Source organism: Acinetobacter genomosp. 15BJ, from assembly GCF_000400715.1.
Taxonomy (GTDB): Bacteria; Pseudomonadota; Gammaproteobacteria; order Pseudomonadales; family Moraxellaceae; genus Acinetobacter.
Genome location: NZ_KE007345.1, coordinates 129502 through 145097, shown reverse-complemented (window position 1 = coordinate 145097; position 15596 = coordinate 129502). Strand labels below are relative to the sequence as shown.

At 43.9% G+C, this 15596-nt stretch carries 13 protein-coding genes and 1 pseudogene; 11 read left to right on the top strand and 3 right to left on the bottom strand.

Going from position 1 to position 15596, the window contains the following annotated elements; all coding sequences use genetic code 11:
• The first annotated feature begins 158 nt into the window (after nt 1-158).
• The 6 genes from F896_RS18570 to F896_RS18595 all read left to right on the top strand — a co-directional run bounded on the left by F896_RS18570 (nt 159) and on the right by F896_RS18595 (nt 5759).
• Nucleotides 159-2117, top strand: coding sequence for a DEAD/DEAH box helicase (locus tag F896_RS18570; RefSeq protein ID WP_016162222.1), 1959 nt, complete (start codon nt 159-161; stop codon nt 2115-2117).
• Nucleotides 2118-2536: 419 nt separating this feature from the next.
• A complete protein-coding gene (locus F896_RS18575; protein WP_016162221.1) occupies nt 2537-3355 on the top strand; it encodes an ABC transporter ATP-binding protein in 819 nt (272 codons plus the stop codon).
• On the top strand, nt 3352-4131 hold the full coding sequence (mlaE, locus tag F896_RS18580; RefSeq protein ID WP_005201238.1) for a lipid asymmetry maintenance ABC transporter permease subunit MlaE: 780 nt from the start codon (nt 3352-3354) through the stop codon (nt 4129-4131). Before F896_RS18575 ends, mlaE begins: the two co-directional genes overlap by 4 nt.
• Nucleotides 4131-4808, top strand: coding sequence for an outer membrane lipid asymmetry maintenance protein MlaD (locus F896_RS18585; RefSeq protein ID WP_016162220.1), 678 nt, complete (start codon nt 4131-4133; stop codon nt 4806-4808). Before mlaE ends, F896_RS18585 begins: the two co-directional genes overlap by 1 nt.
• Nucleotides 4809-4827: 19 nt before the next feature.
• On the top strand, nt 4828-5460 hold the full coding sequence (locus F896_RS18590; RefSeq protein ID WP_004804079.1) for an MlaC/ttg2D family ABC transporter substrate-binding protein: 633 nt from the start codon (nt 4828-4830) through the stop codon (nt 5458-5460).
• Between the two features lie 11 nt (nt 5461-5471).
• On the top strand, nt 5472-5759 hold the full coding sequence (locus F896_RS18595; RefSeq protein ID WP_016162219.1) for an STAS domain-containing protein: 288 nt from the start codon (nt 5472-5474) through the stop codon (nt 5757-5759).
• A 46-nt stretch (nt 5760-5805) separates the two neighbouring features.
• On the opposite strand, the gene F896_RS18600 is transcribed toward F896_RS18595, so the two are convergent.
• Nucleotides 5806-6822: a CorA family divalent cation transporter gene (locus tag F896_RS18600; RefSeq protein ID WP_032882008.1), complete on the bottom strand. Its 1017-nt coding sequence runs from the start codon at nt 6820-6822 to the stop codon at nt 5806-5808.
• A gap of 168 nt (nt 6823-6990) precedes the next feature.
• Here F896_RS18600 and F896_RS18605 point away from each other — a divergent pair, with 168 nt between their 5' ends.
• Both F896_RS18605 and F896_RS18610 read left to right on the top strand, forming a co-directional pair.
• A complete protein-coding gene (locus F896_RS18605; RefSeq protein WP_005317951.1) occupies nt 6991-7575 on the top strand; it encodes an LOG family protein in 585 nt (194 codons plus the stop codon).
• Between the two features lie 10 nt (nt 7576-7585).
• Nucleotides 7586-7981 (top strand): NUDIX hydrolase, encoded by a 396-nt coding sequence (locus tag F896_RS18610; protein WP_016162217.1) that lies wholly within the window; start codon nt 7586-7588, stop codon nt 7979-7981.
• Here the strand turns inward: F896_RS18610 and F896_RS18615 are convergent.
• Together F896_RS18615 and recG are read right to left on the bottom strand one after the other, a co-directional pair.
• Nucleotides 7935-8618, bottom strand: coding sequence for a ComF family protein (locus F896_RS18615; RefSeq protein WP_032881982.1), 684 nt, complete (start codon nt 8616-8618; stop codon nt 7935-7937). The two genes, F896_RS18610 and F896_RS18615, sit on opposite strands and share 47 nt — an antisense overlap.
• On the bottom strand, nt 8611-10656 hold the full coding sequence (gene recG, locus F896_RS18620) for an ATP-dependent DNA helicase RecG (protein WP_016162215.1): 2046 nt from the start codon (nt 10654-10656) through the stop codon (nt 8611-8613). Before recG ends, F896_RS18615 begins: the two co-directional genes overlap by 8 nt.
• 18 nt (nt 10657-10674) lie before the next feature.
• Here recG and F896_RS20975 point away from each other — a divergent pair.
• From F896_RS20975 to F896_RS18630, 3 genes and pseudogenes are all read left to right on the top strand, one after another.
• Nucleotides 10675-10770: pseudogene (locus F896_RS20975) on the top strand (SDR family NAD(P)-dependent oxidoreductase); the annotation flags it as partial.
• A 346-nt stretch (nt 10771-11116) separates the two neighbouring features.
• Nucleotides 11117-12760, top strand: coding sequence for a hypothetical protein (locus F896_RS18625; protein WP_016162213.1), 1644 nt, complete (start codon nt 11117-11119; stop codon nt 12758-12760).
• Nucleotides 12761-12816: 56 nt separating this feature from the next.
• Complete coding sequence (locus F896_RS18630; RefSeq protein ID WP_016162212.1) at nt 12817-15594, top strand: type VI secretion system Vgr family protein; 2778 nt, start codon at nt 12817-12819, stop codon at nt 15592-15594.
• Nucleotides 15595-15596: the final 2 nt, after the last annotated feature.

Here is a 15596-nt window from a genome sequence, read left to right as displayed (position 1 = left end):
TGAAGCAGTAATCAAGCGTGCGTTAAGTCCACATCGTCGTTATTCGGATCGCCGCTGAACTTCATCTATTTTTCAGCTTGAGTCGCTTTGCCGCTTGTTGCCGATGTCTATTTTTTAGCATTTATTAAAATGGAGCACCCATTAGGGTGAAACTCTCTATGAGCAAAACTTTTGCCGAATTTTCTTTACACGAAACCTTACAACAAGCGCTTGAAGGTTTAGGTTTTACTACGCCAACTCCTGTGCAAGAACAAGCGATTCCCGCTGCATTAGAAGGGAAAGATTTATTAGTTTCGAGCCAAACTGGTTCAGGTAAAACTGCCGCATTTTTATTACCTACGTTAAATGCGTTGGCGGGCGAAGAAGCATTTGTTTCTTTTAAAGACCGTATGAAAGCAGTCACTCAGCCTACAATTTTAGTTATTTCTCCTACACGTGAATTGGCTCAACAAGTTAGCCAAGACGCAATTGCATTTGTACGTCACATGAAAGGTGTTCGTATTGCTGCGATCATGGGCGGTATGCCTTTTGGTAAGCAAATTCAACAGCTTAAAGGTGCACAGGTTGTCGTTGCGACTCCAGGTCGTTTACTTGATCTTGTTAACCGTCGTCAAATTAAACTTGATAAAGTTGAATCATTAATTGTTGATGAAGCAGACCGTATGCTTGATCTAGGTTTCTCTGAAGATCTAGAAGCAATTGGTGAATTAGCTGCAAACCGTAAACAAACATTAATGTTCTCTGCAACATTTGCGGATCGTATTATTCGTCTTGCTGAACGTATGATGAATGATCCACAACGTATTGCAATCGAAACTGGTCACAGTACCAATACTGATGTAACTCAAACATTGCATTGGACTGATGGTTTCGAACACAAGAAAAAATTACTTACGCATTGGTTATCTGACGAATCAGTAGATCAAGCTGTTGTATTCGCAAGCACGCAAGAAGATACAGATATGCTTGCTGAAGAATTAGCTGAAGCTGGTCACTCAGTTGTTGCGTTGCACGGTGCAATGCCACAAACAGTTCGTAACCGTCGTTTACGTAGCATTCGTGAAGGTCGTGCAAAAATCTTGGTTGCAACTGACGTTGCAGCGCGTGGTTTAGACGTACCAACAATTTCACACGTAATCAACTTCGGTTTACCGATGAAAAACGAAGACTATGTACACCGTATCGGTCGTACAGGTCGTGCTGGTCGTACAGGTCAAGCCGTTACTTTAGCGACTTACCGCGAGCGTGGTAAAATCCGCGCGTTAGAAGATTACTTAGATGCACGTTTAAATGTATCTGAAATTGAAGGTCTTGAGCCATCTCCACCTCCTGCTCGTTCAGGTCGTGATGGTGGTGGTCGTGGCCGTGATGGCGGTGGTCGTGGTCGTGGCGGCCGTGATGGCGGTCGTGGCGGTTTCGGCGGTGGTCGTCGTTTTGAAGGTGAAAGCAATTTCAAACGTCGTGAAGGTGGTGATGACCGTCCACGTCGTAGCTTCGATGACAAGCCTCGTGGTGAACGTCCATCATTTGGTGGTGAAGATCGTCCACGTCGCGAATTTAATTCAGATCGTCCACGTCGTGAAGGTGGTTTCGAAGACCGTCCACGTCGCGAGTTCAATTCAGATCGTCCACGCCGTGAAGGTGGTTTCGAAGACCGTCCACGTCGCGAGTTCAACTCTGATCGTCCACGTCGTGAAGGTGGTTTCGATGACCGTCCAAAGCGTAGTTTTGGTGGTGAAGACCGTCCACGTCGCGAGTTCAACTCTGATCGTCCACGCCGTGAAGGTGGTTTCAATGATAAACCGCGTTTTGATTCGAATGATGACAACCGTGGCAACCGTGTAGATTACAAACCACGTCGTGAAGGTAGCTTCGGCGACCGTCCAAAGCGTGATTTTGGTGATCGTCCTGCTCAACGTGAAGGTGGTTTTGGCGACCGTAAGCGTAGCTTCGGTGGTGATGACCGTCCAAAGCGTAGCTTCGGTGGTGAAGATCGTCCAAAACGCAGCTTCGGTGGTGAAGATCGTCCAAAACGTAAGTTTGGTGAAGATAGCCCAGCACGCGGTACACGTGAAGAAACTTTCGGTGGTGACCGTCGTCGCAAAAACGATTTTTAATCGTTAAAAACCGATGAAAACAAGAAGCCAGTTGAAAAACTGGCTTTTTTATTTTGTGTTAGTCATGTAAAATCTTAAAAATGTGTACTAATTCAAATTTTATATAAGAAATGAATAGGGTTAAGCAAAATAAAAGTCTTTTGAGTCAAATGTGGTCTTTCATGTGTAGTGAAGGGCTGCCGTGTCTATTCGTCATTCTGATGCTTTGTAATGGTTTATTCTTTGCCTATGCACTTTTTGATACCAGCCACTCTGATTCTTTTAATGTCAATTCTCAACATACCACCAGCCAAACTGTTTCGAAGAATAACTACATAAATTAAATAATCTTCGTACCATCGGTTATCAAAATAAAAACAAGCGTTTAATGTTTCAGTGTATAGTATGCGTGCATAAAAAGTGCAGGAATGAATGCCATTATGAATAACAAATCTCCTCTCGATACCAAAGCCTTAATTGAAGTTAAAAACTTGAGCTTTAATCGAGGAGAACGCGTCATTTATGACGATATCAGTCTTAAAATTCGACGTGGTCAAATTACTGCAATTATGGGACCGTCTGGTACGGGTAAGACTACTTTATTGCGTTTGATTGGTGGTCAATTACTTCCTGATCATGGTGAAGTGCTGCTTGATGGCAAAGATATTGCGACAATGTCGCGTCAAGAATTATTTGCTGCACGTGCCCGTATGGGAATGCTATTCCAAAGTGGTGCATTATTTACCGATATGTCGACCTACGAAAATGTGGCTTTCCCAATTCGTGCACATACCAAATTACCTGAACATATTATTGCAGAGTTAGTTGCATTAAAACTCGAATCAGTGGGCTTGCGTGGAGCTGAGCAGTTAATGCCATCAGAGCTTTCAGGCGGTATGAACCGTCGTGTTGCTTTGGCACGTGCGATTGCGTTAGACCCTGAACTGATTATGTACGATGAACCATTTGCAGGCCAAGATCCGATCGTGATGGGCGTTTTAACCCGTTTAATCCGTTCTTTGCGTGATGCTTTAGATTTAACCACGATTATCGTCTCGCATGATGTTGCAGAGACCTTATCGATTGCTGATTATATTTATGTAGTTGCTGAAGGCAAAATTCAGGGTGAAGGTTCACCTGAACAATTAAAAAATCATGCATCGCCATTTGTACGCCAGTTTTTAACAGGTTCGATTGAGGGGCCTGTCGAATATCAATTTACTCACCAAGCATATTTAGATAACGAGGTTCGTCCATGAATGCGATTGCCTGGTTAGGTAGACTCGTTATTGAGCGGATAAAGGGGATTGGTGCTGCGGCACTGATGCTTCTGCAAGTTTTATTTTCCATGCCATCGAAAGGTGGGTTTCAGCGCTTTATTTACCAAATGTATCGTGTCGGGGTCATGTCCCTGCTGATTATCGCTGTTTCGGGCTTGTTTATTGGTGCTGTTCTTGGTTTGCAGATGTATAGCATTCTGGTCACCTTTGGTAGTGAAGCAATGCTAGGTACTGCGATTTCATTGACACTATTGCGTGAATTGGCTTCTGTGGTCGCTGCATTGCTATTCGCAGGTCGTGCCGGTTCAGCATTAACCGCTGAAATTGGTTCCATGAAACAAAGTGAACAACTTGCCAGCATGGAAATGATCGGGGTTGATCCACTCAGACAAATCGTGTCGCCACGTTTATGGGCGGGGATTGTTAGCTTGCCAATGCTTACCGTGATTTTTGCAACCATTGGTATTATTGGCGGCAAAATGGTGGGTGTTGATTTCTTGGGTGCAGATGAAGGTTCATTCTGGGGAGGTATGCAAAGCAGCGTACAATTCTGGCATGACGTTTTTAATGGCACCATTATCAAAAGCATTGTATTTGCTTTAATTTGTACATGGGTAGCGGTATATCAAGGTTATGCTTGTGATCCGACGCCAGAAGGTATCGCGACTGCAATGACCAGAACGGTCGTATATTCTTCACTTTGTGTATTAGGTTTTGATTTCGTGTTGACTGCGGTCATGTTCGGAGGGATTTAATGAAATCACGTACTAGTGAGCTGGCCGTAGGTATTTTTGTCATTATCTTCGGTATCGCTCTATTTTTTCTTGCGATGAAAGTCAGTGGTTTAGTTGGTACTAATTTACGTGATAGCTACAGCATGACAGCGCAGTTTGATAACGTAAACGGTTTAAAAGCACGCGCAAAGGTCACTATGAGTGGTGTAACCATTGGCCGTGTTGAGTCGATTACACTTGATCCAGTGACACGTTTGGCAACTGTAAAATTTGATCTAGATGGTAAGTTGACTAGCTTTAGTCCAGAGCAACTGAAAGAAGTGCAAAAGAATGCACTTGAAGAATTGCACTATAGCGCTGATTATCAACAAGCTGATGCTGCGAAACAAAAAGAAATGGAACAGCAACTTATTGCAAACATGACCTCCATCACCAGCCTTGATGAAGATGCTTATATTATGGTTGCAACCAATGGTCTATTGGGTGAGAAATATTTGAAAGTTGTCCCAGGTGGTGGTGTGAACTACTTAAAACGTGGTGATGTGGTTTCAAATACCCAAGGTACAATGGATTTAGAAGATTTAATCAGTAAATTTATTACTGGTGGTGCTGGTAAAGCCACATCGAGCTCAACAGCGACAGAAAGTCCAGCTTCAAAGCCAGCGGCTACTGAAGCAGAACCCTCTTTTGTTGAGTAATTCAGGTTAGGAGATTGAAGTGAACACATTATTGAAACAAACTCTAACAGCAAGCGTATTATCAACAATGCTTGCAAGTGCAGCATTTGCGGCACCAACAGAGACCCCACCTGATTTTGTTAAGCGCGTAGCTGATGGCTTGATTACTCGTTTAAAAGCAGATAATGCAAAATTACAGAATAATCCAGCTCTGGTCAGAACGATTATTCGTCAGAATCTTGACCCGTATGTGGACTCACAAGCATTTACCCGTATTGTGTTAGGTACTTATGCGAATAACCAATACACCAATGCTGCACAACGTGCGCAGTTTGAGCAAAACTTCCGTGCGGTCATTATTGAGAACTATGGTGGTGCTTTCGCTAAATATACCAACGAAAGCTATACGATGCGTCCGTTTAAATCGACCAACAGTAAAAATCCTGTGGTCACTTTAGACTTCTTGCACAATGGCGAAAAAATTCCAGTATCGTTCCAGTTAACCGACAAAGGCGATCAATGGAAGGTACGTAATATCAATGTGTCTGGTATTGACCTTGGTTTGCAATTCCGTAATCAGTTTGCGGCAACAGTTCAACGTAATGGTGGTGACATCAACAAAGCGATTGCGACATTTAAACCAGATGCAGACGCTGCTGTTAGCAAAAAATAAGTAGGTGACGGGTGATTCAATATATTGATCAGCAATTAATTGTGTCGAAGACAATTAATTTTGAAAATGCAGAACAGATCTATCAGGCTGGTTTAAAGCATATTCAGCAACATCAGAATTTTCCTTTGGTTGTTGATTTGGCGCAGCTTGAACAAGGCAATACTTTATCTTTGGCGGTGTTGGTGCAGTGGTTGCGTCAAACACCTGAAAATAACGGCCTGCACTTTAAAAATGTGTCTGAGAAGATGTTGAAAATCATCCAAGCTTGCCATTTACAAGATGATTTGAAATTGATTTGATGAGATCTTGTTGATATAAAAAAAGCACCGAAAGGTGCTTTTTTTATTAAATCCACTTTTTCCAGCGGAAGTAAATTGTTGGTCCAATTAAAAAAGTCAGCACCAAGGTAATCACAATGCCAAAACTGGTGGCCCCATGTGCAAAAGGCAGTACTTCAGTATTCATGCCATAGATACTGGCAATCAGCATTGGCGGCGCAAGCATGCTGGGTAAAATAGAGAAGCGTTTGAAGGTTTCGTTCATCTCTGTATTGGCAAAACCAGTGGTAATATCCAATAAGAATTTTAGTTTTTGGAATAAGAACGTGTTGTGCTCAAGTAAGGAGCGCACATCTTCACTCATTTCTCGAATATCGGCGTCGTAAATATGACTACCTAGGGCACGTGGTCTAGAAAGAAAAGATAAGACACGGCGAAGATCTGTCAGGCAGAGCTGTGCTTTTCCTAACATGTCCTCTTGATGCGCAAGGCGTGTAATCATATCGTCTAGATCAAGGATTTGTTCACGATGGTGATCGTTTAATACCTCGGCCGAGTATTCCTCTAGATATTTATGTGTATCTTCTAGAATGTCTGACAGTTCATCGAGTTTAGATTCAAGTAGACCTAATAAAATCCATACTGGTTCTTTGTAGTCGATACTATAGTCATTGCGTCTTGCCCTAGCACGAAAGGCTCGGAAGGCAACGAGTTTTTCACCACGCAAGGTGATGAGTTGTTTTTTGTCGAGTAAAAAAGCAACTGTGTGGACGGTTGCAGCGAGCGTGTTTTCGAGGTCGTCTTGCTCACGGTCGGATTGCAAATTTTTATTCTTTGTTAAAAAATATGTGCTGATATGCAAAATTCCATCATCATCGCGGTAAAATCGTGCGGATGAGGAAATGTCCTCAAGTGACTTTAATGTTGGCAGGTTTCGCTCATAAGCATCAAAAACCCATTGTTGTTCTTCTTGAGATGGAGCAATAAGGTCAATCCAGACCAAATCTGGATGGAGGTCAAAACTTCCGTTGATGGTTGCGTCTTCTAGACTACCGCGCTCTGTGGCATAAAAGGCTTCAAGCATGTCTTTTTCCCTTGCACGGTCGAGGTCAGGTTTTTGGCCTTTTACCGAAAGCATGTATTTTAGACAAGGATGAGATGAAAAACACTTGCCTAAACGTTATTTTCACAAAAAATTTGTTACATAGCCTACTTTATCAGCATGACAGTTATATAAAACGGTTTTAATTGTATGAATTCAATCTGTGTTTTCTGTGGTTCTTCTCTCGGTAATGATCCCATTTATCAGCAAATGGCGCAGGCAACCGGTCAGGCAATTGCGGCACAAGGTCAAACCTTAGTTTACGGTGGTGGTCGTTCAGGTTTAATGGGTGTGGTAGCCAATAGTGCATTACAGGCGGGTGGGCGAGTCATCGGGGTGATTCCTGATGCTTTGGTCGATCGAGAGCTAGCACATACGGGTTTAACTGAATTGCATATCGTTAAGAATATGCATGAGCGTAAAACCAAAATGGCAGAACTATCCGACGCCTTTGTGGCTTTACCGGGTGGTGCAGGAACACTGGAAGAAATTTTTGAGCAATGGACCTGGAGTCAGTTAGGAATCCATCAGAAACCATGTGCGTTTTTAAATGTTGATGGCTTCTATGATGGCTTGATCCAGATGATTCAAGGCTCGGTTGAGCGGGGCTTTAGTCAGGAGCGTTTTGTCGATAAATTGATTGTGGCGGAACAAATTGAGGATATTCTTACAGCATTTTCAAATTATCAGCCAGCGACACCGAAATGGATGTCGACTGCTGAAATTCAGGCTTGAGGATCAATGAGTGAAAATTATCACCGTAGCGGCTGCCGTGATTTTGAATGAACAAAATCAATTGCTGTTAGTACGCAAACAAAATACGCATGCTTTTATGCAAGTGGGCGGCAAATTGGAAACGGATGAGGCGCCTGAAATCACAATGCAACGTGAGATCTTGGAGGAAATTGGTTGTGAATGTGAGCTGAAACAATTCATTGGTCGTTTTGAAACAGCTGCAGCCAATGAACCCGATCATGTTTTAGTGAGTTATGTCTACGCAGTTGAATTAAAACAACCACCGCAAATTGCGGCTGAAATCGCAGAAATGAAATGGATTGACTTAGATGATCAATCAACCTTGCTTGCACCTTTGACTAAAGAAATTGTGATTCCGTGGTGTCAGCAAAATCAAGTGAGTTAGTTTGTTGTACTTGTGCGGCTGCTATGCAGGCACTATAGATTTGTTGGCAGCCGAGTTGGGTAAGTACCTTAGATAAAGCACTAATCGAACTGCCTGTGGTCAGTACATCATCGATAATGAGTACTTTTCGATAACGAATTGAGTTAGGTGGTGCTGCCACAAATTGTTGCTCAATATCTTCAAGACGTTCTAAACGGGATAAGCCTTTTTGTGAGTGTTGAGCCAAGCGTTGTACTGGTTGCCAAATGGGTACATTTATACTTTCACTCAATGCTTTGGCGAGTAGAAGGGCTTGATTAAAGCCACGTTCAATCAAGCGATCTGTAGAAATGGGCATAGGTACAATTGCATGTACTTTAGGAAGTCTGAGCTGTAATAGCAAACCATTTAACAGTCTTTGATGATGAAGTTTTTGCTCATATTTAAACTGTTGAATGATCCGATCAATCGGATAGTCATAATGGCAAGCAACAAAGACCTGTTGTTGATTGCGCTCGATACTTTGTTTTAGCCAAGGTAGTTGTTGCCAGCAACTTTGACAAATACCAAATTGGCGTTTCATGCCGATGTCGCAGAGACTGCACGGTGTAAAATAATCAAAAACTTGCTGTGCTGATGTGCCAAGTCGTTTAAACATAGGCATATCTTGGGGCTTCAGGCAGCCAGCGCTTTAATAGTCCTTCCGCATGTTGTGGATAGTCTTTTAGAATTTGCTCGGCCACATAATGCGCTTGGGTAAGCAGATGATCATCTCGTTCTAAACGTGCCACTCGAAAGCCCATATCACCTGTCTGTTTAGTGCCTAACAGTTCGCCAGGACCTCGAATTTCTAAGTCTTTTTCTGCAATGATAAAGCCATCATTGCTCTCGCGTAAAATTGAAAGCCGTTCCTGCCCATTTTGCGATAATGGGGTTTTATAGAGAAGTGCACAAAAACTAGCGGTTGCGCCACGACCCACGCGACCACGAAGTTGATGCAGTTGTGAAAGCCCCAAACGCTCTGCATTTTCAATCACCATGATCGATGCATTAGGGACATCGACCCCGACTTCAATCACTGTGGTGGCAATTAAAAGTTGGGATTGATTGTCTTTAAACGCTTGCATAACACTTTGCTTTTCATCAGCCTTCATTTTGCCGTGTACTAGACCAATGTTAATGTCTGGAAAACGCTCTTTAATTTCTTGATAAGTGGCTTCTGCAGCTTGCGCATCTAGCGTTTCAGATTGTTCTACTAGGGTACAGACCCAATAGGCTTGTTTGCCTTCACGACAATTGCTGGCAATGCGTTGCAGCACCTGTTCACGCCGTTCTAATGGAATCGTTACCGTTTGAATCGGGGTACGTCCAGGCGGAAGTTCGTCAATAATCGAGGTATCCAAATCCCCATATGCACTCATGGCTAAAGTACGAGGAATCGGTGTTGCGGTCATCACCAATTGATGGGGGGTAAATTGATCGGCACCTTTATTTCTTAAAGCGAGGCGTTGATCAACACCGAAGCGATGCTGTTCGTCAATAATCACCAAACCAAGCTTGGAGAAACCGACTGTATCTTGGAACAAGGCATGAGTACCCACGATCAGTTGGGCATGGCCTTCTTTAATCTGTTGTTCGGCATGAGTTCGCGCCTTACCTTTTTGTTTGCCTGACAGCCATGCGACCTGAATGCCCAAAGGTTCAAACCAGCGTTTAAAGTTTAAATAATGCTGTTCTGCTAAGATTTCAGTCGGTGCCATGAGGGCCACTTGCCAATCCGCTTCTAAGGCATGGCATGCCGCGACTGCTGCTACTAAGGTTTTACCTGCACCCACATCACCTTGCACCAAGCGTAGCATCGGTTGATCTTGTTTAAGATCTTGCAGAATTTCTTTGGAAACCCGCTTTTGTGCATTGGTCATTTGGAAGGGCAAGCCTTCCAAGAGTTTCTTCGCGAGTACTTTACTGCTGCTAAAGCGTGGTGCAGCAATCTGGCGAATATAAGCACGTCGGGTTAATAAACTGATTTGATGTGCAACCAGCTCTTCAAAAATCAGACGTTGTTGTGCTGGATGTGAACCTTGATTGAGTTGCAACATATTGGCATCAATCGGTGGCTCGTGGATGTAATGGAGCGCTTGTTTCAGTTCATAGCCATTGCTGTATTTGCTTGGCAATAATTCAGGTAAGTCATCACTATGATGCTTAAGTGCTTGACGTACGTATTCACGTAGCTTGGGTTGAGTCAAGCCTTCAGTGCTGGGATAAATCGCAGTGAGTTGCGTCTTGGGTAATGCAGTATGCTGCTGAATGACTTGAATTTCAGGATGATACAACTCCAAACCCCGTGCACCAACGCGAACTTCACCAAAAATTCGTAATCGTTGCCCCATTTGGACACGATCAGTCAGACCTTTATAAATATGGTAAAAGCGCAAAGTTACTTTGCCAAAATCATCTTGCACGAGTGCCGCAAGAGACTTCTTTTTCCCTGGGGGAAAATCGACGGAACGGACTTCACCTTCAAGTAAATAACTTCGTCCAACGATCAGCTGATTCATTGGAATAATAGTGCTACGATCTTCATAGTCACGGGGAAGATGGAATAACAAATCATCCGTGCTAAAAATATGAAGCTTTTCTAAGAGGGTCGCTGCGGCAGCACCAACGCCTTGTAATTGCTGAACTGATGTCATCTCTGCTCAAAGGTGTGTATGCATATTTTATTTATTGGTTATGGTAAAACATCTCAACGTGTCGCTAAACACTTATTTGAGCAGGGTCACCACATTAGCACAATTAGTCACAACAGAGCGTTATTATTCGCCCAAGTGGTATTTATGGTAGTTCAATTGTGCGATTAACCAAGTTATCACAGCAGAGCTAGGTGTATCCAACGGTTTATTTTAGTAACCAGATTTATCTTGATGACTTCGCAATTTTTAGTTTTATTAATTAATTTATCTAATGAGTTTAAGGTTTCAGTAGTGATTGAATTTACCAGAGTTTGTTTTGCAAAGTGACATATTTTAAGGTAAGCGAATTTCTGCAACAACAATGGCGGCCAGTAATTTTCAGTTGGAGTGTTTCGATTTCTTTCTGGACCCTCTGGATAAAATTTAACAGAATTAAATTGATTCAGTGAAGTTATAAGGTATGGGAAAATACAAATTATATCCGATAAGAACCATTAAAGACTGGCAAGGTGAAGATTGGGACGTCTACGAAGAGCGTAAAACAGCAGCAGGAATTATCCTGTACAGTGGATGGTTATATGGATCGAACAGACCGGGAGGTGCTAAGTCCTTCATTATTACTCAGGAGTTAGTCGAGTTTATTGAAAAAACTAAACGGAGTGAGGCGATACGAGAGTTAGGTGTATCTGGTTCAGCAGTCAGCAAAATGAGGCGTATGTTCAGTTTCCAGCGAGCACATACAAAATATGATTATGCCTGGGTGCTGAAGCGCAAGGAAGACATACTGTATAACAGTTTTCAGGAGTTATTTGAAAAATATAGTTTGCGACAGCACGAAGTAAATGCTTGTGTTGCTATTCTGAGAAGTGAGTTTGGTATAAAGCGCAGCAGAAAGCGGATAATGGATTATGAAAAAGAACAGAATTTTCATAAAAACAAAGAAAAAATAGCCAGATGTCAGACATTTGAGCAAGTTATGGCCGTTGTTTTAACATCAGATTATTACGTGGCCTGGAGGTTTCACGAACGGGCATGTAAAGAACTTGGGCTGCCAACCATTAATGAACGGATGCAGGAAAAGGCACAAGAGCGTCAACAGTGGCTTGCAGATCATCAGGAGCTGCTGCTCAGTCCAGTGCTTTCGGTTAGAGAGATTGCCCAGAAATTACAGCTGAATGAAAAACAAGTTGTACATATCCGTTATTCATTGCGCAAAAAGCTGAAGCTGCCTCAAACGAAGTGTTTACCTATAATGCGAAAATGGACTGAGGAACACCGAGCATGGCTGGTCGAACATCAGGACGAAATACTTTATGACAGTTTCTTAGAATTGCAGCAGAAATATGGATTCACCCAGTATCAGGTTACAGCTTATGCAGAATATCTGGTCAAGGCGGCTGGTGTGATCAGGAAAAAGGCTGCACGCTCTAGCCAGGCAGATATTGTTTGTGAACAGTGGTATCAGGAAAATAAGCATGCAATGCTGCAGATGAGTCTGAAAGAGATACGGCAACTCTATAATGTTTCGCCGCAGATTGCACAGAAAGCATATCAAAGAATATGCAGGGAAAATCAGTTGCCAAATTTGGCTGAGCAGGAAAAACTGAGAATGCAGCAGCGTCGACAATGGCTGTATGATCATCAGCATATTTTGCTTGACCCAGATTTGAGCAGGGCAGAAAAGGCGGTACAGCTGAATATGACTCAGCTACAGGTCACCCGCAACAGAACGCTGTTGCGGCAGCTACTGGGACTGTCTGGTGATCGTGAAGAGCTTGCTGCATGGCGTTTACAGCATCAGGAGATATTGATGAGCACTGATCTGAGCATTGCAGAAATTGCAAAGCAATTGAACCGTAGTACAGCATACATTGTGAAAACTCGGAATATTTTAAGGAAGGCACTCCATCTGCCTTCTGTAAAGAAGCAAAGCTGGAAATGGGTTTTGGAACATCAGCAGGACCTGATGGATTTAAGCATTGGACAACTGCAGCAGAAATACCATCTCAGCTATGATCAGGTCAGATATCGGCGTCAATTACTGAAACAGTTCCAGCAGGAACAACAAACGAAGTTACAAAGTGGTGACAATCCTCAAGGCTAATGCCAGCAGAATATACTGTATAGTCAATCTTAATATTGGAAAATAAATAATAACCTATGCTGAATAATATTTATACAGCCTTGGATCGGCTGGGTCTAACTGCACAGAAACGCGCTCTACATATACAGTTTTCGAATCCAATAATTGGCGCACAGGTATTGCTGCAGAGGATTGATGGCAGCCATGAAATGAATGGTGAAAGTCGTGCAGAGCTCATTTGTTTGTCTACCAGTCACGCTATTGCGCTGAAGAATTTCATTGGCCTGCGGGTCGCCGTAGACCAGCTCACGGACACCGGAATATTCAGAACTACAGGGCTGATTACCGCTGCCAGCGTAGGGGCTTCAGATGGTGCACTGACGGTCTATAAGTTAACCATGCAGGATGCCACGGCTTTATGGACAAAGCGCAGAAACTCCCGGGTGTTCTTAAATAAATCTGTTCCGCAGATACTGGATGTGTTGTTTAAGGAGTGGCAACAGCGTAGTCCATTGTTCGCCGCCAGTCTGACACTGGATAAGAGCGGCTTAAGTCGCGATTATGATGTACGCCCATTCATAATGCAGGTTTCTGAAAATGATCATGACTTTCTAACCCGATTGTTGAGAAGTGAGGGAATTAACTGGCTGATCGATGAAGTCCAGCCAGATGTGAGCGGTTTCAGAGACCCGCTTCAGCCACAGAGACTCAGGCTGATTGATGATAATTCACAGTATCAGTCCCTGCCACGCCGCAGTATTCGCTACCACCCTGAGAGCAGTGCGGTACAGGCCACAGACAGCATCACTTCTCTGATTTCAGCACGCAGCTTACAATCCACCGCTGTACATATCCAACGCTGGCAGGCTGATGTGCTGCAACAGGAAGAAGGTGCAGGCTCAGTGCTGAGTCCGCATCAGCATTCCAGCCAGTATGATACAGCCTCACTCGGGCTTGAGGATGCATGGAGTGTTTCTCCTGCTTGGATCAGCGATTTAAACGCTGAGGATGGTGCAACAGCGTCCGGCAATACCCAGATTGAACGCCTGAATGATCAATTCAAGGCTTATCACAATCAAGAGGCCAAAAACTTTAGTGCTGACTCTACAGTACGTAATGCTCAGGTGGGCTATTATTTTGTACTTACGGATCATCCAGAAATCAATGAAAGTGCTGGGAGTGACTGCGAACTACTGATTACCAGCAAGCATTACTTTAATCAGAATAATTTACCGAAGGACTTGAACGATCAGCTGAATCAGTTACTTATGCGTAGTGACTGGGAAATACCACAGCTTCAGGCAACTGAGCAGCGTCAGGGCAATCGTCTGACCTTGCAGCGGCGCAGCATTCCATTGCAACCTGAATACAATCCACTACGACATCGGCCACAGACCCATGCAATGATTGGACGTGTGGTGGGGCCAGCTGGTGAGGAAATTTATACAGATGAATGGGGTCGGGTCAAGGTACGCTTCCTGTTTACCCGTGAAGAGGACCACGCACATGATGGTGGTGCTGGTGCAAATGGCAATGATACTGACTCAGCATGGGTGGATGTGCTGACCCCGTGGGCTGGTGAAGGCTATGGGGCACGCTTTCTGCCGCGGGTTGGAGAGCTGATTGCAATAGACTTTTTCGGAGGGGACCCAGACCGACCTTTCATAATGGGACGTCTGCATCAGGGGCAGCGTTCGCCGTCGAAGTTTGATAACAAAGGCCAGTTACCAGAGACCCGTAGACTGTCGGGGATTCGTTCCCGTGAAATTGGTGCTGAAGGATACAATCAGTTACGGCTAGATGACACTCCTGGGCAGATTTCAGCACAACTGCAAAGCAGTCATGCAGCGACCCAGCTCAATCTGGGGAATCTCAGTCATCCAAAGGAAACCGAGGAAAGTGAAGGACGTGGTGAAGGCTTTGAACTGAGGACGGATCAGTGGGGTGCGGTGCGGGCTGGAGAAGGCTTATTGATTAGTACTCATCCACAGGCACGGGCACAGGGTCATCATCTGGATGCGGCTGAAGCGAAGTCTCAACTGGACGCCAGCCTGAATAGTGCCAAAGCCTTAAGTGAGGTAGCTAAGAACCAGCAGACCGATCCGTTGGCGGTGTTAGATAATTTGAAAGCTTTTCTGGAACAAATTGAACAGCAGGATCAAGGCAAGGCCAAAGCTTTTAAACAGGCGCTGATGATTCTGACCTCCCCAAATAGCATCGCTTTAAGCAGCAATGAAGACATCCATGTTTCAGCACAGGGTCAGATCAGCCAGACCGCCGGAGACAGCATTAACCTAAGTACCCAGAAGTCGCTGATTGGTCATGCCCGCGAGAAAATTAGTGCCTTTTCGGCCCAGGGCGGCATCAGTGCCATTGCTGGTCAGGGCAAAGTGGAGATGGTGGCACAGAATGATGTACTGGATGTGATTGCCCGGAAGCAGTTACAGATTATTTCCACAGAAGACACAGTTTATATCACCAGCCCGAAAGAGATTGTGCTTAAAACAGAGGGTTCGGAATTAAGGCTAAATGGCTCAGGGGTTTCTGTAACCACTCCCTTTCCATTTGTAGTCAATGCCGGGCAGCATATCTTTAAGGGTGGGGCGAAGGTAGACATGTCGCAAAGAACGTTTAATTCCTCACCCTGCTATCTGACTTATAAGGCGAATGACTTATCTGGTCAGCCAATTGCAAATAAAAAATATGTGATGCTGCTGGAAGACGGCAGTGTGATAAAAGGTGTGACGGATAATCAGGGCAAAACACAAAGGGTTCAGACTAAGGGCCCACAAAAAGTTTCTGTGTATATAGATGACCCGAATGTTAAAGGGTTTACGCTGGATATTGAAGGATAAAT